The 21,427-nt window shown below is 63.1% G+C and carries 17 protein-coding genes and 2 tRNA genes; 9 read left to right on the top strand and 10 right to left on the bottom strand.

The features are described 5' to 3' along the window. Nucleotides 1-55 precede the first annotated feature (55 nt). Entirely contained in the window at nucleotides 56-778 is a 723-nt protein-coding gene (locus EL255_RS07090; protein WP_042651391.1) for a class I SAM-dependent methyltransferase, read from the bottom strand. Between the two features lie 81 nt (nucleotides 779-859). Between EL255_RS07090 and gloB the strand changes: the two genes are divergently transcribed. Together gloB and EL255_RS07080 are read left to right on the top strand one after the other, a co-directional pair. Continuing rightward, nucleotides 860-1,624 carry a hydroxyacylglutathione hydrolase gene (gloB, locus tag EL255_RS07085; RefSeq protein ID WP_042651390.1) on the top strand — a complete coding sequence of 255 codons (765 nt, stop codon included), beginning with the start codon at nucleotides 860-862 and terminating at the stop codon, nucleotides 1,622-1,624. 70 nt (nucleotides 1,625-1,694) lie between these two features. Then, entirely contained in the window at nucleotides 1,695-3,242 is a 1,548-nt protein-coding gene (locus tag EL255_RS07080) for a lytic transglycosylase (protein WP_042651389.1), read from the top strand. Between the two features lie 74 nt (nucleotides 3,243-3,316). Here the strand turns inward: EL255_RS07080 and EL255_RS07075 are convergent, their stop codons facing one another. After that, on the bottom strand, nucleotides 3,317-4,162 hold the full coding sequence (locus tag EL255_RS07075) for an endonuclease/exonuclease/phosphatase family protein (protein WP_042651388.1): 846 nt from the start codon (nucleotides 4,160-4,162) through the stop codon (nucleotides 3,317-3,319). 111 nt (nucleotides 4,163-4,273) lie between these two features. Between EL255_RS07075 and EL255_RS07070 the strand changes: the two genes are divergently transcribed. Then, nucleotides 4,274-4,498 carry a hypothetical protein gene (locus EL255_RS07070; RefSeq protein ID WP_042651387.1) on the top strand — a complete coding sequence of 75 codons (225 nt, stop codon included), beginning with the start codon at nucleotides 4,274-4,276 and terminating at the stop codon, nucleotides 4,496-4,498. A gap of 6 nt (nucleotides 4,499-4,504) precedes the next feature. On the opposite strand, the gene yciA is transcribed toward EL255_RS07070, so the two are convergent. From yciA to EL255_RS07045, 5 genes are all read right to left on the bottom strand, one after another. Beyond that, entirely contained in the window at nucleotides 4,505-4,903 is a 399-nt protein-coding gene (yciA, locus tag EL255_RS07065; protein WP_197720916.1) for an acyl-CoA thioester hydrolase YciA, read from the bottom strand. 143 nt (nucleotides 4,904-5,046) lie between these two features. Beyond that, complete coding sequence (locus EL255_RS07060; protein ID WP_042651386.1) at nucleotides 5,047-5,862, bottom strand: NAD-dependent epimerase/dehydratase family protein; 816 nt, start codon at nucleotides 5,860-5,862, stop codon at nucleotides 5,047-5,049. 247 nt (nucleotides 5,863-6,109) lie between these two features. Next, nucleotides 6,110-7,108, bottom strand: coding sequence for a LacI family DNA-binding transcriptional regulator (locus EL255_RS07055; protein ID WP_042651385.1), 999 nt, complete (start codon nucleotides 7,106-7,108; stop codon nucleotides 6,110-6,112). A 179-nt stretch (nucleotides 7,109-7,287) separates the two neighbouring features. Further along, nucleotides 7,288-9,192: a transglycosylase SLT domain-containing protein gene (locus tag EL255_RS07050; RefSeq protein WP_042651384.1), complete on the bottom strand. Its 1,905-nt coding sequence runs from the start codon at nucleotides 9,190-9,192 to the stop codon at nucleotides 7,288-7,290. 84 nt (nucleotides 9,193-9,276) lie between these two features. Next, nucleotides 9,277-11,796 (bottom strand): putative bifunctional diguanylate cyclase/phosphodiesterase, encoded by a 2,520-nt coding sequence (locus EL255_RS07045; protein WP_042651383.1) that lies wholly within the window; start codon nucleotides 11,794-11,796, stop codon nucleotides 9,277-9,279. 386 nt (nucleotides 11,797-12,182) lie between these two features. Between EL255_RS07045 and hpf the strand changes: the two genes are divergently transcribed. After that, on the top strand, nucleotides 12,183-12,521 hold the full coding sequence (hpf, locus tag EL255_RS07040; RefSeq protein WP_042651382.1) for a ribosome hibernation-promoting factor, HPF/YfiA family: 339 nt from the start codon (nucleotides 12,183-12,185) through the stop codon (nucleotides 12,519-12,521). 72 nt (nucleotides 12,522-12,593) lie between these two features. Here hpf and EL255_RS07035 read toward each other — a convergent pair whose 3' ends face one another. Beyond that, nucleotides 12,594-13,103 (bottom strand): VC2046/SO_2500 family protein, encoded by a 510-nt coding sequence (locus tag EL255_RS07035; RefSeq protein WP_042651381.1) that lies wholly within the window; start codon nucleotides 13,101-13,103, stop codon nucleotides 12,594-12,596. A 125-nt stretch (nucleotides 13,104-13,228) separates the two neighbouring features. Between EL255_RS07035 and EL255_RS07030 the strand changes: the two genes are divergently transcribed. Both EL255_RS07030 and EL255_RS07025 read left to right on the top strand, forming a co-directional pair. Next, nucleotides 13,229-13,313: transfer RNA gene (locus EL255_RS07030), tRNA-Tyr, on the top strand. A 30-nt stretch (nucleotides 13,314-13,343) separates the two neighbouring features. After that, nucleotides 13,344-13,428, top strand: a tRNA-Tyr gene (locus EL255_RS07025). A 122-nt stretch (nucleotides 13,429-13,550) separates the two neighbouring features. Here the strand turns inward: EL255_RS07025 and tamB are convergent. Both tamB and tamA read right to left on the bottom strand, forming a co-directional pair. Further along, nucleotides 13,551-17,381 carry an autotransporter assembly complex protein TamB gene (tamB, locus tag EL255_RS07020; RefSeq protein WP_042651380.1) on the bottom strand — a complete coding sequence of 1,277 codons (3,831 nt, stop codon included), beginning with the start codon at nucleotides 17,379-17,381 and terminating at the stop codon, nucleotides 13,551-13,553. Nucleotides 17,382-17,442: 61 nt separating this feature from the next. Beyond that, complete coding sequence (gene tamA / locus EL255_RS07015) at nucleotides 17,443-19,218, bottom strand: autotransporter assembly complex protein TamA (protein ID WP_042651379.1); 1,776 nt, start codon at nucleotides 19,216-19,218, stop codon at nucleotides 17,443-17,445. A gap of 550 nt (nucleotides 19,219-19,768) precedes the next feature. Between tamA and EL255_RS07010 the strand changes: the two genes are divergently transcribed. From EL255_RS07010 to EL255_RS07000, 3 genes are all read left to right on the top strand, one after another. Continuing rightward, the gene (locus EL255_RS07010; protein WP_042651378.1) at nucleotides 19,769-20,143 is read left to right on the top strand and encodes a hypothetical protein; all 375 of its coding nucleotides are present in this window, start codon (nucleotides 19,769-19,771) and stop codon (nucleotides 20,141-20,143) included. Between the two features lie 100 nt (nucleotides 20,144-20,243). Then, complete coding sequence (locus EL255_RS07005; RefSeq protein WP_042651377.1) at nucleotides 20,244-20,522, top strand: peptidylprolyl isomerase; 279 nt, start codon at nucleotides 20,244-20,246, stop codon at nucleotides 20,520-20,522. Nucleotides 20,523-20,709: 187 nt separating this feature from the next. Continuing rightward, nucleotides 20,710-21,420, top strand: a complete 711-nt coding sequence (locus EL255_RS07000; RefSeq protein ID WP_042651376.1) for a DUF1499 domain-containing protein — start codon at nucleotides 20,710-20,712, stop codon at nucleotides 21,418-21,420. Nucleotides 21,421-21,427: the final 7 nt, after the last annotated feature.

Raw genomic sequence — 21,427 nt, 5'->3', positions numbered from 1 at the left:
CCTCCCCGGGCCAGTCGCGAGACTGGCCCGATCGTGCATCACGCGAGGATGTAAGCTACCACCCCTGACGCGCCATGCCCGGCGCCGCCATCGACTCTGGCAGACGCCAGCGCCGGCGCACCGGGATCAGCGGAAAACGCCGCTTGCGGGCCGCGATCACATAGACAGAGGCCAGGGGCCGGCAATAGTCCCGCCCCAGACTCTCCCGCCACCAGCCGATCCGGCTCTGCCTTCCCATGAAGGAAAAACCGAAGCGCTCGTCAAACATCACCTCGCAGCCCAGCAGTTGCAACCAGTCGGTCACCCGCGTCGGGGTGAACATCCGCGCCGACCAGGGCAGCTGTTGTCGCATAAACGGCAGATAGTGACCGAGCCCCACCAGGCTGGTGGGGTTGTAACCGCTGACGATGAGCCAGCCATCATCGGTCAGCACCCGCTCGGCTTCACGCAGCACCTGGTGCGGATCCGGCGAGAAATCGAGGCAGTGGGCGAGCAGGCAGGCGTCCACGCTGCCGGTGCGTACCGGCAAGGCGAGCGGATCCCCCTTAATATCCAGCAGCCGCCCGCCGGGGGCGACCCCGATCTGGTGGCGGATGGAGGAGCCGCCGCAGGAGAGCTCGGCGCTCAGGGCGCCAATCTTCAGCAGATGATAGCCAAACAGGTGCGGGCACCAGTTATCGAGCCGCTCCTGCAGCTCGGCGGCCACCCAGTCTCCCATGGGCAGCGCCGACCAGCTGGTCGGGATCTCGATCTGTTGTTCGGTACGTGCCAGCTGCATAATGGGACCAATCCGGGGTTCGAACGCCATCCTGTTATATAAGATCCCTTCCACAAAGAGAACACAAAGAGAAGCCGAGCCATGTATACCGTCATCACAGTTCCTGCCTTTAACGACAACTACATCTGGTTGATCCGACACGAAAATCACTGCCTGGTCGTGGATCCGGGCGAGGCAGCCCCGGTACTGGAGCGGCTCGAGGCGCTCGGGCTTGAGCTCGATGCCATACTGCTGACTCACCATCATAAGGACCATGTCGGCGGCGTCGGCGAGCTGCTCCGTCACTTCCCCCGCGCCAGCCTCTATGGTCCAAGGCACGATCCCATGCCGGCCCATCACGGTCAGTGGCTCGAGGACGGGGATAGGATCAACTGGCACGGCCTGAGCCTGGATGTCATCCATGTGCCCGGCCACACCCTTGGCCACATCGCCTACCACGGTCAGGGCATGCTGTTTTGTGGCGATACCCTCTTCTCCGCCGGCTGTGGCCGCCTGTTCGAAGGCACCCCCGCCCAGATGCACGACTCCCTGCAACGGCTCGCGGCCCTGCCCGATGACACCCTCCTCTATTGCGCCCATGAATATACCCTCTCCAACCTGCGTTTCGCCCACGCGGTCGAGCCCGACAACCAGGCGATCCAGCGCCGGATCGGCCTGATCAGCAAGCTGCGCCAGCAGGGCCTGCCGAGTCTCCCTTCCCGGCTGGGGGATGAGCGGCATTTCAACGTATTTCTGCGCTGCGAGCAGGATTCCGTGAGATTTTCTGCTGAGAAATACGCCCTTAAATGCTTGGAAAATCCAGAGGATACCTTCGCCGTGCTGCGGGGCTGGAAGGACGTTTTTTGAACAAACCTTGATCAGGGGGCCATTGCCCCTTATGATGCGTGCTGTTTTTCCTAAAGATGACCTGAGCGAGATGAAGCTACGAACGGCCTTATTGGCAGCGCTGTTTCTCAGCGGCTGTCAAAACCTGAGCCATCAGGATGACCGGGCGGTAACGGCAATCGAGCCGATCAAATCCCCCCAAGTCAGCAAGAAAACATACAAAAAACATTCAGCGCGCTTCCTGTTTGGCGATGAACAGATTGAAGAACTGGATGACACGGATAACCTGTGGGTGCGTATCAGCGATGATATGCAGCTTGACTCGCACGAGAACGCCCGTGTCCGCCAGCAGCGTGATTGGTTACTGCGTAATGATAAGCATATGGCGACCATTGCCAGCCGGGCTGAGCCCTACCTGTATCTGATGGTAGAGGAAATCGAACGGCGTGAGCTGCCAATGGAGCTTATTACCATCCCCATGATCGAGAGCATGTTCGATCCCAATGCCCGTTCCCGCAGCAATGCGGTCGGTCTTTGGCAGTTTGTGCCTGCTACCGGCAAAAACTTCGGTCTGCGCCACGACAACTGGTATGACGGCCGTCGCGACGTGCTGGCATCCACCAATGCCGCGCTGGACTACCTGGAATACCTGAACCGTTTCTTCGACGGTGACTGGCTGCAGACGCTGGCCGCCTACAATGCCGGTGAAGGCCGGGTACGCAACGCCATCATCCGCAACCAGAAGGCCGGTCGACCGACCGATTACTGGTCGCTGGACCTGCCCCGGGAAACCCGGATGTACGTGCCCAAGATCCTGGCCATGGCTGACATGATCCGCAACGCGGACAAATACAATGTCACCCTGCCGGTGCTGGCCAACAGGCCGCAGCTGCGCACCATCAACACCGGTGGCCAGATCGATCTGAACGTGGCGGCGCAGTTGGCAGGCATTTCCGCCTCCCAGCTCAAGGAGGTCAATCCGGCCCTCAAGCGCGGCATGACCTCGCCACAGGGACCCTATCAGCTGCTGGTACCGGTCGAGTATGCCGATACCCTGGAGCTGGCCCTAGCCGACCTGCCCAAGCGTGAGCGCACCCGCGGCGCCGGCTCCTATCAGGTCACCAGCGGCGATACCCTCTCCCGCATCGCCCAGAACCACGGGGTGAGCGTGCAGCAGCTCAAGCTGGCCAATAACCTGCGCAGCAACAGCCTGCGCCGTGGCCAGACTCTGATGATCCCCCATGGTGGCAAGCCGATGGCGGCTCAGGCCAGCCAGAGCAAGCCACAGCAGCTGGCCAGCCGCAGTGGCAGCAAGATCCAGTACAAGGTGCGTTCCGGTGATAATCTCTGGAGCATCAGCCAGGCGCACGGGGTAGCTCACGACGAGCTGGCCAAGTGGAACGGGCTGAATGCCAAGTCGGCGCTGAAGCCGGGCATGAAGTTGGTGGTCTGGCCCAAGCAGGGCAAGGGCAGTAACAAGTCCATGGTCTATCAGGTGCGGCGCGGGGATTCTCTCTCCTCCATCGCCGCCCGCTTCCAGGTCGCCGTCAACGACGTGATGCGCTGGAATCAACTCGGCAAGAGCGACTACCTCAAGCCGGGCCAGGAGCTGACCCTGTTCGTGAAGAACAACAGCTGATGGTCGATGACCGACTAAAAAAATACCCCGCCTGGTGCGGGGTATTTTTTTGGCTGTTCAGCGGGCCACATCGCTCAGGGGCTGATGGCCTGGGCCGCGAAACGCGCCACTATGGGATTGTGATCCGAGGCATCGGTAGCGGGTGAGTTCACCTCGACCAGATCCAGATTGCGGTAGTAGAGGTGATCCAGCGGGCGGCCGAAGGCGGTGCGGCGCAGATCCGGTACCGGGATGGCTTCCTGCAGGCCGAGTTCTCCCACCAGCTTGTTCAGCCAGAACGCGCGCTTGTCGCTCCAGGTGTTGAAATCCCCCGCCAGAATGACCGGGCCCTGGTGACGATGGATCAACGCGGTCAGATCGTTGAGCTGCTCGCGGAAGGTGGCCATGCCCAGCTCGAAGTTGACCGCATGCAGGTTGACCACCAGCACACCGTCAGGATCGCCCTGTAAGGGGTACAGGCTCACCAGACCGGACTTGGGAATACGCAGCAGAGGCTCGGGTGAGCGCACGCCGCAGACGAAGGCCTGTGGCGTTTTGGCCACTGTCATGACACCGAAGGAGACGCCGCCCTGGGTGAAGGCTTGCAGTTGCTGCCACTGGAAGTCGCCGCTCCTCAGCCAATCCAGCATCTCGGGCCGGGTCGCCGACTCCTGCAGCAACACCAGATCCTGGGACTTGGCATACTCGTCCAGCCCCTCACGCCAGTTCTTGCGCTGACCCTTGTAGAGATTCCAGACGGTGAGGCCAAACTCGCGGGGCAAGGCGGTGGATGCCAGCGCCACCAGCGGTGGCTGCTGGCAGCTGATGCCGGGTACTATACCCGCCGCCGTGACCAGATGATCCTGATCCGGTACCTCGAAACAGCCAACCAACCCCAGCGTCAGCAGGGAGGTACCCAGAATACGATAACTATTTTTCATTGGCTAACAACCACCTGCCTCTGCAATGCGCCACGACCATCACAAATGTCATGGACGCCGACTAGTCTCATTATTCGTGTCCGGCCCGACTCATCCATGAGGGATCCCGCAATGGCGAGACAGCACCAGTACCGCGTGACATTTTATGATCAACAAGGAAATTGTCATCAAGTGGAGCTTTCCACCGTCTATCAGATCAGGCGGGATCCCCAGTGCGATCTCTGCCTGTTTGACACCCAGCACTGCGTGGGCTCGGAAGAGATGCTGGAACGCATGATACGGCAAAAAACCGGGCTTGAGCAGGAAATATCCATCATCAACGCCCGGCTTATCTGAGCCGGATCAGACCGGAACGGGACGGGATCTGCCCTGATCGTCGATGGCGACGTAGGTAAAGACCCCCTCGGTCACGCAGTAGCGCTGGGCTTCGTTTTCCCGCAGTACCGGCTTGACCCACACCTCCAGCTTGAGCCGCATGGAGCTACGACCCACCTTCAGGCAACGGCCGTAGCAACACACCACGTCCCCGACCTTGACCGGGCTGTGGAAGGTCATCCCCTCGACGGAAACGGTACAAATACGTCCTTTTGCCAACTCCTTGGCCATGATGCCCCCACCTATATCCATCTGGGACATGATCCACCCCCCGAAGATATCGCCATTGGGGTTGGTATCGGCTGGCATCGCCAGAGTTCTCAGCAACAGTTCCCCATCGGGGTGACGCTTTGTATCTACCATCATTACCGCTCTCTCTATCATGGATGCGGCATGATAGGGGGCGATCCCGACCTTGGCAAACCTCAATTGCCCGCCAGCCCCGGCGAATACAGGGCTGGACGCGGCCCGTCACCAACACAACAGACGACATTGAGCCCCATTCCGGCTCAGCGCTCCCGGGCGGCCTGCTCGGCAAACCAGTGCGCCGGATCGGGCCAACGGTAGACGAAGCCGAGCCGCTGGCAGATGCGTTGCCCCTCGATCGGCGCAAAAACGCCGGCGGGCTCGATAAACTGCGGGGGCGCCAGGCCGAGCAGCCGGCTCGCGAAGGGATAGAGCTGCTCCCGGCGCGGGTGCACGGGGGCGCTCAGGTTGTAGGCATCCCCGTCCTGTCCCTGCTCCAGTATCAGCTGGCAGGCCGCCACCACGTCATCCAGGTGCACCAGATTCACCGCCTGGCCGCCGCCAGTCACCGTCTTGCCGGCGAGGAAATGGCCGGGATGACGCTCCGGGCCATAGAGCCCGGCCGGGCGCAGCACCATGGCGCAGGCAAAGCCGGCGCCCAGCACCGCCTGCTCGGCGGCCAGCATCCGCTCCCCCCTGGCATGGGCCGGGCAGGGCTGATCTTCTTCCCCCTGCCCCGGCGCCCACACCGAGGTCGCGCTGATCAGCAGCACCTTGCGTGTGCCCGCCGCCTTGGCCAGCTGACACAACCGTGCCACAGCTCCCGGGTAATCCTCGGTCTTGCTCGGTGGCACGCAGACCACCAGCGCGTCGCAGGCGAACGGCAAGGGCGCCGCCAGCTGGGGGCTGATCAATAGCGGCAACGCCGCCACCCCCTCCGCGCTCAGCCGCTCCGCCTTCTCGGCCGAGCTGACGGTCACCAGAACTCGCCTGCCCTCTGCCTGCAAGGCCTTCGCCAGCGGCAGTCCCAGCCAGCCTGCCCCCAGGATCCCGATCTGACTTATGTTCGCGTCTCGCATTGGTAATATCCTGACAAAAAAAAACGGCCATCCAATGATGACCGTCGAAAGTAACGAAGGAAATAGCTGGATTAACCAGTTACCTCCCACAGCGGGAAAATCGGGAGCGCACGCTCCTAATTCGTGGGGCCTATCCTAGTGGCAGCGCAGGCAAAAAGCTTTGAAGCGGATCACAGTTGAAAAGGATTTCTGAAAGCGCTTTCAATCCTGGCCGCGAGAATTGGCCCATTCAGGGCCAACTTATTGCTCAGGCCACGGACTCGCGGCGCACCAGTTCAGCCTCGAACTTGAGCGCCAGGCCGTCGACCGGCTTGTGATCCAGCAGCCGCAAGGCCAGCTCGGCCGCCCTCTCCCCCATCTCCTCGATGGGATAGCGCACCGTGGTGAGCTTGGGGTAGATGTAACGGGCGTAGGGGATGTCGTCGAAGCCCACCACGGAGATCTGCTGCGGTATCTTGTAGCCCCGCTCCAGCAGGCAGGAGATGGCGCCCGCCACCATGGCGTCGTTGAACCCCAGCACGGCACTGAACTCGACACCCCGCTCCAGCAGCTCGCCCATGGCCACATAGCCCCCCTTCTCGTCGGCGAAGGCGCGACCGATGAGGGCCTCGTCCAGCTCGACGCCGGCCCGTTGCAAGGCGAAGCGATAACCGGCCATCCGCTGCTGGCCATCGACGAACTCCTCGTCATCCGAGGTGACGAAGGCGATCTTGCGGTGACCCGCATCCAGCAGATGCTGGCAGGCGGTGGTGATGCCGGCCTGGTTGTCCAGCCAGACGCAGCGCTCCTCGCAGCCCGGTACCTGGCGATTGATGAAGACGATGGGGGTGGTGCCCGCCGCCAGCTCGCTCAGCTCCTCGTCGGGCAGCGCCTTGCTGTGCAGGATCAGGGCGTCGCACTGACGCTGCAACAATGCCTGGATGGCGTGGCGCTCCCGGGTCGCATCGTGGTTGCCGGAGACCACTATGGTGAACTTGTTCGCCTTGTCGACCATGCTCTCGATGCCGCGCATCATCTGGGCGAAGAAGGGACCCCCACAGAGGTCACCCACCAGCACGCCGATGCAGTTGGAACGTTTGCTGACCAGCGCCTGGGCAAAGCTGTTGGGACGAAAACTCAGCTCCTTCATGGCCGCCAGCACGGCTTCACGCTTCTCCGGGGCCACCTGCGCCGTGTTGTTGATGACTCTCGACACCGTCGAGATAGACACATTGGCCAGCTGAGATACGTCTTTGATCGTTGCCACTCTCAATTCCTTTGTTGGGGAAGCCTGTCTGTGTTGATCGGGGCATTATATAGAACCAGCCAGACCAAGACGCGGCGCCCGATCACCTGGCAGGTTTCCTTTTGTAACAAAATCTTAAGGGATGATAACCATTTTGAGGCAAGAAAGGGAGACAGCCGCCGCGGCGGCTGCCTCCCGTCTCAATAGGCGTGGTTCAGCTCACGTTCCGACATGAAACGCAGCGGCTGCTGCAGCTTTTGCTGATAGATGAGATCGAAGGAGAGCACGTTCTGGACATAGTTGCGCGTCTCCCGGTAGGGGATGCTCTCCACCCAGACATCCATCGGCTTGTTGGTACTCTGATCGCGCCAGCGCTTGACCCGGCCGGGGCCCGCGTTATAGGCCGCCGCCGCCAGGATCCGGTTGCCGTCATAGACATCCAGCAGGCGCTTGAGGTAGGCGCTGCCGAGCCGGATGTTCATGGCCGGATCGAACAGCTGCTGCTCGTTGCGATAGGGCACCCCCAGCTTGGCGGCGGTCTCCTTGGCGGTGGCCGGCATCAGCTGCATCAGGCCCCGTGCCCCGACCGGCGACTGCGCCAGCGGGTAGAGGGCGCTCTCCTGGCGGGAGATGGCGTAGAGCAGGCTGGTGTTCATGCTCCGCTCCTGCGCCATCTGGGAGAAGGTGCGCTTGAGCGGCAAGGGGAAGCGCAGGTCGAGCGCGTCCCAGGCCTCGGCCCGGATGCTGGACAGGATAGCCAGCTCATGCCAGCCCTGATTGAGGGCGATGTGACCAAACTCGATGCGCTGGGCGACCGGGTTGCGATCCATGTTGTGGATCCACTCCGAGCGCGCCGCCGTGACCTCGTTCATGGCCAGCAGCTCTCGCACCCGCAACAGGAAGGGCCAGCGACTGCTCGCCGTGCGCCAGTCCGGCACCTTCTGGGCCGAGCTCTGGTTCTTCATGCGATAGGGCACGCCGGTGCGCTGCGCCGCCATGAAGCCGTAGAAGCCGCGCAGGTTGGCGGTTTCCAGATAGAGATCCCGCGCCGGTTTCTGCTGACCCTGCACCTCCAGGGCGCGGGCCAGCCAGTAACGCCAGCGATCCTCTTTCTGCAGGGCGATGGGCATCCGCTTGACCCAACCGGATAGCCCACGCCAGTCCTGCTCCCAGACGGCGAGTCGCGACCTCAGCTCCAGCAGCTCCGCATCCTTCATCCGCACCAGGGTCGCATCCAGCCAGTTGCGCTGGACCAGAGAGCGGTCCAGCAGCAGGCGGCGCGCGGCGGCGCGTTCGATGGGCAAGACCTCGGCCTGGCTCAGGCCAAAGCGACGCTTCATCTCCCCCAGCTGGCGCAAGACCGCCTCGGGATCCTGATTGGCGTAGCGGGCCAGCCCCAGCGACAGCAGGTGCCTGGACGACGGCACCGTCGTGAAATAGGCCGGGTTCATCGCCTTGGCGGGCTGCTCATACAGGGCGATCATCTGATCCCCATAGGGTTTCAGGTTACCGCTCAGCTGGGCACCGAGGTGGCGGATGAGATCCGGATTCTGTGCCTCGAACGCCAGCTTCATGCGCTGCCAGATCTTATCCTGGGTGCGCAGGCCCGCCTGTTGCCAGAGCTGGAACAGGGGATCGCAGGCATCGGGCCTGGACTGGCCGCTCAGCCAGAGTTTGCCGGCCTCATTGAGCGCCACTGTCTTCTGCCCGGTGTAGTAGCGCGCCTGATAGTGCTGACAGAGCAGATCGGTGGAGCTCGGCTTGGCCGGGTAGAAGCGCAGGAACTGGGACCACTGCTGGCTCTGGGCCAGATAGGTGAGGTAGCCACGCTCCAGCCGGTTGGACTGGGGGGTATCCCCGTGCTGGCGGATGAAGCGGGTCACGTCACCATAGTTGGCCGCCCCCGGCCGGAAGGCCAGCTGGTAGTAATCCAGATAGGGCAGCAGCGGGTAATGGGCCAGCCGCGCGCGAATTTGCTGGAAGCGGACCTGATCGTCGGTCCGCACCGCATCATAGCCCTCACGATAGAGGGATTGCTCCATGGTCTGCGCCATGATCCCTGGCACCCACAGCGCCGATAAGACGATTCCCCAGACGGCTTTCACGAATAGCGTTCTCCCTTGAGAGGCACAACCACCGCCCGTTGGCGGTGGTGACATGACACTCATTCTACCCGGTAAATATGGGAGCTACGCCACACTATTTTTATCGGCCGGGACGACGCGTTCGGGGCGGGTCAGCCGACGGACGTAGCGCTCAAGATAGGGCACAGGCAACGGCTTGGAGGCGAGATAGCCCTGGTAGAAATGGCAGCCCTGCGCCTGCAGGAACTCCAGCTGCTGGCGGGACTCGACCCCTTCCGCCGTCACATTGAAACCCATGTGGCGGGCCATGGCGATCACCGCCTCGACGATGGCCATGTTGTCGCCATCCTTGGGGATGTCCTGAATGAAGGAGCGATCGATCTTCAGCTCATCGGCCGGCAACCGCTTGAGGTAACTCAGGGAGGAGTAGCCGGCGCCGAAGTCATCGATGGCAAAGCTGATGCCAAGAGCCTTGAGCTCGGTCATCTTGCTGATGGTGTCTTCCGCGTGGCCGAGCACCACGGACTCGGTGATCTCCAGGTTCAGGCAGGCGGGATCCATGCCGGTGGCGGCCAGCACATCGTGGACGCAGTCGACGAAATCCGTGGCGTGGAACTGCTTGGCGCTGACGTTGACCGACAGCTGGGGCACGTGGATCCCGTTCTCCTCCCAGGAGACATACTGGCTGCAGGCTTCATGCAGCACCCAGTTGCCGATGTCGACGATGAGATCCGTCTCCTCGGCGATGGGGATGAACTCGGCGGGTGACACCAGCGCCCGGCCCGGCGGCTGCCAGCGGATCAGCGCCTCCACCCCTATGATGTCGCCCCCCTCCACCATGTGCTGGGGCTGATAGTGCAGCGTCAGCTCCTGGTTGTTGAGGGCACTGCGCAGCTCGTTGTGAATGAGCAGACGGCGATCCGCCTGCAACTGCATGGAGGCATCGAAGAAGCGCCGGGTCTTGCGCCCCGCCGACTTGGCCTGGTACATGGCGGTGTCCGCCTGCTTGAGCAGATCCCCCGCCTCCTGCTCCCGGCCGGGAAACAGGGTGATGCCGACGCTGGCCCCGATGTGCAGCACCTGACCGCCGTGGGTGTAGGGGGCGGCGATCTCGCCGATGAGTCGCTCGGCGATGAGATCGGCCTGCATCTCCGCCTGGGGCGGGCTGGTCGACAGCGACGGCAGCAGCAGCACGAACTCGTCACCGCCGAGCCGAGCCAGGCAATCCCCCTGCCGCACCAGCCGTTTGAGCCGGCTGGCCACCTCCTTGAGCAGCCAGTCGCCGGTGGCGTGGCCGAGGGAGTCATTGATGGTCTTGAAGTGATCGAGATCGATAAACAGCAGGGCGCCGATCAGGTGCTCGCGGCTCGCCTCGAGGAAGGCCTGGGCCAGGGTCTCGTGCAGCTGACGGCGATTGGGCAGGCCGGTCAGCTCATCGTAATAGGCGAGATCCTGGATGCGCCGCTCCGCCGCCTTACGCTCCGAGATATCTTCGAAGAAGATGACGTAATGGCTGATCCCCCCCTTGTCATCCTGCACCGGCGTGACTATCTCCCACTGGGGGTAGGAGTCACCGCCGACGTTCAGCCGCAGGGTCTCCCCCTGCCAGCGATCGAGGGCGTTGAGCTCGTAGCCAAGCCCCCCCAGTCCGGACCAGAGGTCATTGCCAAGGTGCAGGCCTATCACCTCCTGGCTGTCGAAGCCGGTGATCTGGCTGAACGCATGGTTGACCCGCAGGATCTTGAAGTCGGGATCCGTGATGATGATCCCTTCATGAGTCTCGAACGCCACCGCAGATAGCCGCAACTGGGCGTCGCTCTGCAACCGCTCGAGCTCGGCCACCATGCGCACCGAGAAGATGGTCAGAACGGAATCCAGGTTGGCGGTCTGGGTCTGGCTCGGGAAGAGCAAGGCCAGATGGCCCAGGATCTGGCCAGCGCGATCACAGAGCGGCTGGGCGTAGTAGTGCTGGCCCGGTGGCAGGCCGGCGCAGTCGGTCAGGGGTTCGCTGATGGGGGCCGCACCGGCGGCCCCCTGCCGATAGAGCTGCCAGCAGGGCAGGTCGGCGATCCCGTACTCCTTGAGATCGATGCCGTGACTCGCCAGTACCCTGAGCCGATCGCGACCGACCCGCTCCGTCAGCCATACCGCATTGGCCCCCAGGATGTGGGCGAGCTCGTTGACCAGGGTATTGCAGAAGTCGAGCCCCGTCCTGGCGGAGAGGGCCTGCGCCAGCTGGGCCAGCAAGGGGTCTTGCAACAGCGGGGGATGCTGGGCGAGCCCGGTAGCTTGCCCGCTGCCGTTCGCCTCTCGATCCGTCACCTCGAGGGGCGCCAGCCAGCCGCAGCACAGCTGCTGCGCGGGCACGTACTGGCCGCACCAGAGCACATGGTGCAGGGCGCCGGTGTCATCGCTGAGATGACCGATGAACTGGCCTGGCTGACGAGAATGGTGGAGTCTGGAGAGAAAGTCGGCGAAGCCGGGTTCATCCTCTGGCGCCAGCCGCGTGGCCCAGGGATGCGCCCCCTCCCCCTGCCAGGGTTGGCAAGAGACATGATCGGACAGACTCCATTGCTTATGCTGCCGATCATAAAACCACATCATCTGAGTGGCTTGCTGTTTCATTTACGACTCCAACACTACAACTACGCAATCCATCCGGAACACGGCCTGGAGGGAATATCCACTCGCGCCCATATACCCGCTTGCGCATGGCGGTTGCGATGCGAGGAGAGAAGTGTGGGTAAAAAGGCGAGACTAAGCGGCGAAAACCAGACATCAGGTCGACACAAGGCGCTGCCAAGAGGGGACAGAGACGATCCTAGTTGCTTCATACTGCCTGCCCGTTTCGCCGAGCTCAAGCGGTTTTTGGCATGAAACGGGAAAAGCTCACAATTTATAAATCGCTAAATAACCAAGGGAATATTTCGTGACAAAGATCACGTTTTCATTCGCTGGCATGGGTAATCTGAGGGTGAAGACACAAGCAAGACGACCCGAAGGGGGCCAATATGAAAATCGAAATGACCAGTAAAATCATCGACATCACTCCAGCCATCCGCGAGCGCATTGAATCCCGTTTTGAAAAGCTCGAGCGTCTTCAGGTGCCTCTTATCACACCTCATGTGATCATCTCCAAAGAGCGTTTGATGTATATCGTCGAGGCCACGGCCGGTATCCCCAACGGCAAGCTGTTTGCACAGGCAGAGCACGAGGATCTGTACGCCGCCATCACCGATCTGGGCCAGAAGCTGGAGCGCCAGCTCACTCGTCACATCGAGAAACCCATAGCACGCCGTGGGGCGGCCGTGGTCAAGGAAGTGCCCCAGCCGGATGAAGCCGACGCATAATCCGGACTGTCATCACCCTCATTGAGCAAAAAGGCGGGCCATCCCGCCTTTTTGTATTTGCAGCGCCTGACGTCACCCCAGCCAGCGCAAGCGGGCATCGACCCCTAGTTTCAACTCCTCCAGCAGCGGCAGCATGAGCAAGGGATCCTCCCCCCTCGGCTGGGAGGCCAGCCTGCCCTGCCAGCGTTCACGCCCCAGCGCCGAGAGGTTGTCGTAGATGGCCGGATCCAGCGCCGCGGCCTTGCTCACCAGCGGGGGCGAGCGCAGCGCCAGCCAGAGCCGCACATCCACCATGCTCCCCCCCTGTTGCAGACGCTCGTTGAGCTCGCTGGCAGCAGGCTCCGCCACAGTCCCCTGCAAAGCCGCCTCGGGCGGCAGACCGAAATGACTGCGCCAGACCTGCTCCTGCGGCGCCGCCGCCGGCGTGGCCCCAAACCAGGGTTGCTCCTCGACGGCATCGGTCAGCAGGGCCAGGTGCAGCCGGAAGTCGGCCCTGTTCCCCTGGCGGAGATCCTGGTTGAGGCGCTGGCCCAGCTGGGCTTCATCGACGAGCAGTCGGTCACGTATCGCGCTGGGCAGCATGAGATAAATCTCAGAAATGGGGGTTTCATTGTTTATCGGCCATCAACCCGATCCTTTGAGCATTAAAAATAAAGCCAAGGGGTTCACAAGCGCGACAGATCTGTTAGTATGCGCCTCGCACTCGAGGAGGGGTTCCCGAGCGGCCAAAGGGATCAGACTGTAAATCTGACGGCTCTGCCTTCGAAGGTTCGAATCCTTCTCCCTCCACCATTCAAGTGCAACAATCAGGTACTGCCCCGTGGAGGGGTTCCCGAGCGGCCAAAGGGATCAGACTGTAAATCTGACGGCTCTGCCTTCGAAGGTTCGAATCCTTCTCCCTCCACCACTCTTCTGAAGACCCGGCCAAGCGCCGGGTTTTTGCATTTCCGGGCCCTCTCATTATCACCCCGTCGGATAGCACGATGAAAAACGGGAGGCCAAGGCCTCCCGTTGTTGCGACATCCCGCCTCACAGGGTGAAGCGATAGAAGATGTCCACCGCCTGGGCCACCCCGCTCACCGCCTGCAGATAGAGTCTGGGCAGCACCTCGTAGCGCAGTTTGAACTCGGCGATGGGGCTGAACACCCCGACCCCGTACTGGAACTGCAGGCCCGGCAGCAGATAGGCAGACAGGGTCACTTGGGTATCGTCCCCACTGCCGGCGGTGTCGAGTGCCACGTCGCTCATGCCGAGGGACTCCCCTATGCTGGAGACCACCCCGTTGGCCTGGCTGACCGCACCGGCCACCAGCAGGCCGTTGAAGCCGCCATCCTCGCCGCTGGTCTGCAACCCCTTGCCGCGCAGCAGATAGGAGAGCTGCTCGGACTGCGTCATCATGGGTTCGGAATAGACGGTGATCTTCGGCTTGGCCGCCGGCCCCGTGACCCGCACCCCGACGGTGACGTTGTCCTCTATGGTATCGGGATCCCGATAGGCCTCTATGTTGAGATAGGGCTGATCGATGGGGCCGGAGAACAGGATCCGGCCATCCTTGATGATGAGGTTCTGGCCGTAGGCCTTGAAGCGCCCCTCGTTCAGGACCAGCTGACCGTTGCCCGAAAGCGGCTTGGACGGATCCTGGCGGATGTTGAGCGCCCCGGCCACCTTGGTCTTGAGCCCCATGGCCTCCAGCCGCACGTCATCCCCCAGCCGGATGGCCAGCTTGATCTCCATCGGCAGTGGCGCCGTCTTCGGCAGCGGCGGCACATCGTCATAGATCACGGTCACGTCATCGGAGAGGGCCACCGCGCTCTCGGGCAGGCTCTTGACCAGGATGCGCGACCAGGGAATGTCCACCTGACCGCTGATCCTGGTCTCCTCGCCCAGCGAGATGGCGATGTCCGGCGTCACCCTGACCCGGCCCATGCCCGGGTACTGGGCCTCCAGATCCTTGCCCTGGATGGTGAGGCTGCCGGTGACCGGCAGCCGGGCCCAGCTCAGCCAGCCCCCCAGCGCGAGCGGCCCCTTACCCACCAGCATGGAGCCATCGAGCTCGGCCCTGTTGCCTTCAATCTTGAGACGGGTCACCAGCTTGCTCAGGGTGACCATGTCGGAGTGGGTCTGCACCTCGCCATCGCGCAGGTTGAGCTCGCCATACAGCAGGGGGGACGCCAGGGTGCCATCGAAGCGCGCATCCGCCGAGATGATCCCCTGCAGGGTGCGCACCTCGGGGATGAGCGGGGCGAAGGTGGTCAGCTTGAGGCTGTCGAACTTGAGCTGGCCGGACAGGTTGCCACGCCCGGCGGGCTCCCTGATCAGCATCTCGGTGTCGATGTTGCCGATCTGGCGGGAGGCGAAGTCGATCCGGACCGCGGCCTGCTGGCGCTCGAAATCGACCCCCAGCTCGAGTTGCTGGTAGTCGGTCTTGAGCTCATCGGCCACGAAGGTCCCGGCCGTGGTGCGGACCCTGGCGTGCAGGGTCGGCTGGGAGCCGCGCCAGCTGGCGCGACCGTCTGCCGACAGGACCGCCTGCCAGCGGAAGTTATCCGGCAACCAGGGGCGCAGTCGCTTGAGATCGAACGCGCTCAGGGCGAAGTCCAGGCTGCCCTGCTCGGCGGAGAGCCGGCTGCCCTTGACGCAGAGGCTGGCCCCCTGCGACCCCAGGCAGAGATCCCCCATGGTCAGCTGCTGCTTGGGCAGATCCAGGTCCAGCGCCCAGGGCGCCGTCAGCTCCCAGCGCTTGAGCGGCGTCTTCAACTTGAGGCTCGAGAGGGCGCCGCGCCAGTGATCCCCGCGCAGGCCGCCATTCAGGCTCAGATTGGCGGCCACCGGCTCCCCCTTCATGGTCAAGGTGAGATCGTGACGGTTGAGATCGCCGCTGAGGTTCAGGGCCAGCTGAGAGAGCGAGTTCGCCCCCTGCACCAGGCTCGCCACCGTCAGCGCCAGCTCACCGGCGGGCTTGTCTCCCACCAGGGCATTGCCCTTGATGGCGCTCCCCTTGAGAACTGTGCCGGCATAGGAGAGACGACCCGAGGCCAGATCGACGTTCACCCTCGGCGCCTGTTGGCTGCCGGTGAGGCGGACCTGGCCCTTGACGTCACCCTTGAGACCGGGATAGAGGCCACCCAGGGCGGGCGCATCCAGATCCGCATCCAGCCTCCAGGCTTGCGCGGTGAGCGATCCCTTGGCCCGCAGATGGTTGGGGCCGCTTTGCAGCGCCAGCGCCGGGATCCGCCACTCCATCTTGTCGTTGCCGCTGAGCTCCCCCTTGAGGGCCAGCGGATACTGGTTCAGTTTGCCGTCTACCCTGAGCTCGGGTAGCGCCAGCTGCCAGTGGCCCGCCTCGGTCAGCTCGAAACGGCTGACTATCTTGCCCGCCAGCTTGCCCTTGATCTCGGGCAGCAGCTCGGCCGGGTTGATCTCCTTGAATTCGGTGGTGCCCTGCCACTGGACCCCCTTGCTCCAGGCCAGCTTGCCATCGAGCTTGAGCTCGCCGGTCAGGGCATTGAGCAGCAACTCGATGCGACTCAGCTTCGCCAGATCGCCCTTACCCGACAAGGCCAGCTTGAAGGGCGGCACATCCGTGCCCTTGCCGCTGGTCTTGAGCACAAACTGATAGCCGGAGAGCTGTCCCTTGGCAGTCAGGCTGCCCTTGCCCAGCTGGTAGCTGGGCTCCTCCTTGGCGGGCTTGTGCAGCGGCCAGCCGAGGCTCTTCCAGTCCAGCGCCAGATCAAACGGCACGTCAGGATCCAGCGCCGCCAGGGTTCCCTTGAGAGTGGCGGCCACCGGCCCCTTGGCTTGCAGCGCCAGCGCCAGCTTGCCGACCGAGCCGTCCAGGGTCAGTTTCGCCTGCTCGGAGCCAAGCTCCCACTGCTTCAACCCCTTGCGCGCCTTGGCATCCAGGGTCAGGGCGAGCGGATAGTCATCGACCAGGCGCACATGGCCGCTGAGCGCCAGATCGGCCATGTCGTGGCGCAGGGAGAGTTCGCGGATGTCGATGCGCTCTTCCTTTGCCGTGGCGGAGAGCACCAGCTTGTCGATGCCCTCGATCAACTCACCCTGCTGATAACGCAGCCTGGTCAGGGACAGTCCTTCGAGCTGGACGGGGAATGGCAGGCTAAAGGCGGGCAGCGCGATGGGCGCCGCTTTCTTGGCCTTAGTGGCCTTGCTGTCATTTCCCTGTTTTGCCTTGGCGATGACCGGCTCCTTGGTGCCGACAGGGGATGGGGCCGCCTTGGTCGCCGGCTGGTCGGCCTTGGCCGTCTTGCCTGCCTTGGCCTCCTTGCTTGCCTTGTCGGTTGGGGTCTTGGCCGGTGGCGTCTCGACCAGGGTCACATTCAGGCCATCGAGCATGGGCCCGCGCACGATCAGCCCCTTGCGATCCAGGCTCGCACCGATATCGAGAGACTTGAGGGTCAGCCCCAGCCCGGGCACGGCGAAATCCAGATCCGTCACCTTGAGGCTGTCGATCTGGATGCGCAGCGGCAGCGGCTGCCAGACGAAGGGCGCCGTCGGTTCTTCGGCGGCAGGCTCGGCTTGCGCCGCCCGGACCACGGGATGGCTCACCTCCAGCGACTTGATCCAGAGCTTGCCCTGCAGCAACTTGCCGAGATCCCAATCCAGCACGGCGTGATCGATCGTGACATCGACCAGCGCATCCTGCCAGCCGAGCCCTTTCAGGGTCCAGCCGTAGCCGAGTTGCCCTGCCACCAGTTCCCCCTTGAGGGAGGGCAGCGCGGCCCTGGCCTGTTGCCACAACCACTGGTTGCCCGGGTGGCTGAAGCCCAGCAGGCTGACGCCGATGAGCAGCAGAAAGACGATGCCCATCAACCATAAGACAATGCGTTTTAACCAGATCACGATGCAGACCCCAGCGAAAGAGACAGCCGCAGCGGCCAGAGAAGAAGACGGTTAAAGCAGATCATAATTCAGGCCCCAGCGCGAAATGCAGCCGCAGCGGCTTGTCTTCCTCGGAGATGCCCACCGCCAGATCCAGCCGGACCTGACCGATGGGCGTGACCCAGCGCACCCCGACCCCGGTGCCTATCTTCCAGGCCTCGCTGTAGTCGATGGTGGCGGTACCGCCATCCACGAACAGGGCGCCGAGCCACTTCTCGCTGAAGCGATAGTTGTACTCCAGGCTGCCCACGCTGGTATAGCGCCCGCCGGTGAGCTTGCCATCCTCATCCTTGGGGGAGATGGTCTCATAGCCGTAGCCACGCACGGTCTGATCGCCACCGGTGAAGAAGCGCAGGGAGGGGGGCACCAGGGCGAAGTCGTCCCCTATGATGGCCCCCTGTTCGACCCGCATCAGGAAACGGTGATCATCCCCCAGGGTCCGCAGCCACTTGCTGCGTCCCCACACCCGCATGAAGCTGATGTCGGAGCCCCAGTAAGGGCTGGAGAACTCAGTGGTCAGCTGCTGGCGATCGCCCCACTCCGGCACCAGGCCGCCGCGTACCCGCAGCCGCGACCAGGAGACACCCGGGATCAGCAGCAGGCTGTTCCCTTCGTCGTTACCCTGCACATAGCGTTCGTTCTCCAGCCGGATGAAGACGTCCCTGTCCCAGCTATCCGGCCGCCGCTTCCAGCGGTGCACGCCGAAGGTGGCCAGATCGGAGCGGGTGTCGTTGTTGTCCGTGTATTGGTAACCCGCTTGCAGCGAGTAGTAGTCCCGCAGCGGGTTGCCGACCGGGATCTGGTAATCGAAGCTGAGTTCGGCCTCAGGGGCCGAGATCTTGGCGGTGCTGGACAGGCTGTGGCCGTAGCGGTTGACCCAGGGCTTCTCCCAAGTGGCACTCATCCTAGGCCCCACGTCGGTGGCATAGCCGACACCGGCCTCGATCTCGTGATCGACCCTGTTGGTGAGCGTCACCTGCAGCGGCACCATGTTGCCCTCGGCCTGACCGATCAGCGGCTTGATATCCACCTGTTTGAACAGCTTGGTGGAGGAGACATCCTGCGACATCTCGGCCAGCCGGATCGCCAGATAGGGATCGCCGCTCTTGACGTTGATCAGCGGCCGGATGAGGCGCAGCGCCTCCGGGGTGGCATCGTAGCGGATCTCGCCGAAGTGATAGCGGGGGCCGGAGCGGAACAGGATGAAGATCTCGGCCGTGCCCTGATCCGGGAACACCTTGACCTGGCTCTGGCTGATCTTGGCGTCGAAGTAGCCGCGCGCCAGCCCCAGGCTGCCGAGATCCGCCTTGATGGACTCGTACTTGCCGTGGTTGAGGGGCTCGCCCTCCTTGAGGGGCAGCTTGTCCAGCAGCTCGCTGTAGATCTCGTCGCTGCTCGCATCCCCTTCCAGCAGTATGTCGAGGCGCGAGATGAGCACCGGCTTGCCCCTGTCGATCTCGACCAGCACCTTGGCGGGGGACTTCTTCTCGCGCTTGAGGGTGATCTTGGGCTGGTAGTAGCCATACACCTGCAGCGCTTGCTGCACGCTCTCGGTGATCTTGGCGCGGGCGGGGCGATACTGGCGCTCCTGGTAGACGGGCAGGGCATTGAGATAGGCCTCGACGTTATCCTTCTGTTCGCCCTTGACCCCCTTGATCTGATAGGTCAGCTTGGCCGCCATGGCCGGCGTCACCAGCAGCAACAGGCAGAGGGCGAGCCCCAGTGCGCCAAGCCCGCGACGAATGCTTCGTCCAGGCGATGTGATCCCTGCAGGCAGGAGAGGATAGCATCCTGTCAAACGTCAATTTCCCCGCATAACATTATTAAAAGACTGAATTATTTAGAATGATAATGAGGCTCACTCCCGAGCAAGCGCAGTTCATCCTAGCATAAACAGGGACTCGACAGCAGGGAGTACCCCCGCGCGCGCCTCCCCCATGTTGGCATGGGTCATCCCGCAAAACAGCCCTCGGCAGGTGCCCCCAGGGGGAAAACCCCGCCTCCCTGAGCGAAAAACGCACACTCCCCCGGCCAGTGGGTACAAAAAACCGCCACCCTGACCCGCGGTCACTCTCCCACAGCCTGCCACACTCCATGGCCGGCCGCGGGCGCCACGCGACAACCTCTGTCGGCTCACAACCGGAATGACCGCCCAGAGCATCAAGGGCGGCTTGACAGCCTCGTTCATCAAGGCCCGGTTCGCTCCCTGCTATTCAACAGGAAAATAAATTTAAATCAATCACTTGAACAGGTGGAATGAAAGCTTCGCTCAATCCAATCGATTTATCCCGCTGCCACTGCCCGCCCGCCTGCCCCACACTGGCGACATCAATAGAAGGAGAGATCCCATGCCCTCACGTAGCGAACAGGTGGCTGACTACATCGCCGATCGGCTCGAGTTCATCACCTTTCTGGCCTGCTGCAGCGCCTTGCTGGCCCTGCTGACCGGCATGAGTGGCCAGCAGGCGCTGGCCTTCACCGCCCTCAACCTGCCCTTTGGGCTCGTCCTGTTGCTGGGGCTGGCCATGCTGGCCCCGCTGCCGGCGCACTGGCGCCTGCCCGGGATCACCCTGCTGCTGCTGGGGGGGGCACTGTCCACCCTGCAGCTGAGCGGTCAGTGGCTCAATCCGCTGGCGATCTGGAGCCTGTACGCCCTGCTGGGGCTGGAGATCCTGTGGCAGGCTCGTCCCAGAACGCGGCTGACGGCGAACGCGCGCGGCTGATCCCGCTCATCTTCCCGCCCCGGTGCGCCGACGGCTGACGTGGGCGGCGAATTCGGGTAATCTTGCGCCCCATTTGTTGTCATCTGCCGCGGAGCCCCCCATGAAGAAAGCCTGTGCCCAGCACATCCTGGTCAAAACCGAGAAGCAATGTCTTGAGATCAAGGAAAAGCTCGCCAAGGGCGCCGATTTTGGCCAGATGGCGAAGCGTTTCTCCACCTGCGCCTCCGCCAAGCGCAGCGGCGATCTGGGGGAGTTCTCGAAGGGGGACATGGTCAAGGCGTTCGACGATGCCGTGTTCAAGGGGGAGCTGCTGACCGTGCTGGGCCCGGTGCGCACCAAGTTCGGCTTCCACCTCATCAAGGTGCTGTACCGCAACTGAGCCCCGGGGCGTCGCGAGGGCGCCCACCCCGCCCACACCCCATAGGGCGAGGATGCCGGCACCAACCCGGCAGCGAACGCCAGCTCCGCTGGAAAAATGGCCGAGATGAGATAAATTTACTAACGTTATCAGTTAATTAAGTTTATCCTTCTGGGCATTGCTCCATCATAACCAGTGGATCCCTCATATGCCCAGTTATTTATGGTGGCCCCTGCTGGCCTGGTTGCTGCCCCTCGGCGGCGCCATCGGCAGCCGCGTTCACCTCTGGCCCTGGTGGGTCGGCTTCAGCCTCTGCCTCGCCAGCGCCCTGATAAGCCTCGGACTCTTGCTGCACCTGCTCTGGCGCCGATACGGGGTACCACGCCGGGCGGACAACCAGTGGAGCCAGCTGTGGGGCCATCTGTGGGGTGTAGTCCCGCTGCTGCTGCCCCTGCTGTTTGTGGTGCAGGCGCTACGCGCCCCGCTCACCAACGACGTCAGCACGGATCCCTACCACCCGCCCCGCCTCCAGTGGGCCGAGCGGCTGAGAACGGCGCAGGATCTCCCCATCAATGCCGCCCCCCTGCAAGCATTTGCCGGCAACCCCGGTCCTCTCTATACCAGAGCCACCCCCATCGAGGTTGTCACCGAGGCGAGCGAGCTGATGAGCGAGCTGGGCTGGCAGGTAGAGCCCAGCCCGGACGGCCTCGATGCCGTGGTGACCTCGGGCTGGTTCGGCTTCCAGGACGATGTGGCGCTGCGGGTCTTCCAGGGTCCGAAAGAAACCCGGGTCGACATGCGCTCCGCCTCCCGCCAGGGGCGCAGCGATCTGGGCGCCAACCGGGCGCGGATCCAGGACTTTTTGACCCGCCTCAACGAGCGGCTCGGTCAGGCCTACAAACCCAATTTGAAGCAATAAGAAGGTA

It is taken from the genome of Aeromonas encheleia (assembly GCF_900637545.1).
In the GTDB taxonomy this organism is placed as follows: Bacteria; Pseudomonadota; Gammaproteobacteria; order Enterobacterales; family Aeromonadaceae; genus Aeromonas; species Aeromonas encheleia.
This window is presented reverse-complemented; position numbering and strand designations above follow the sequence as displayed.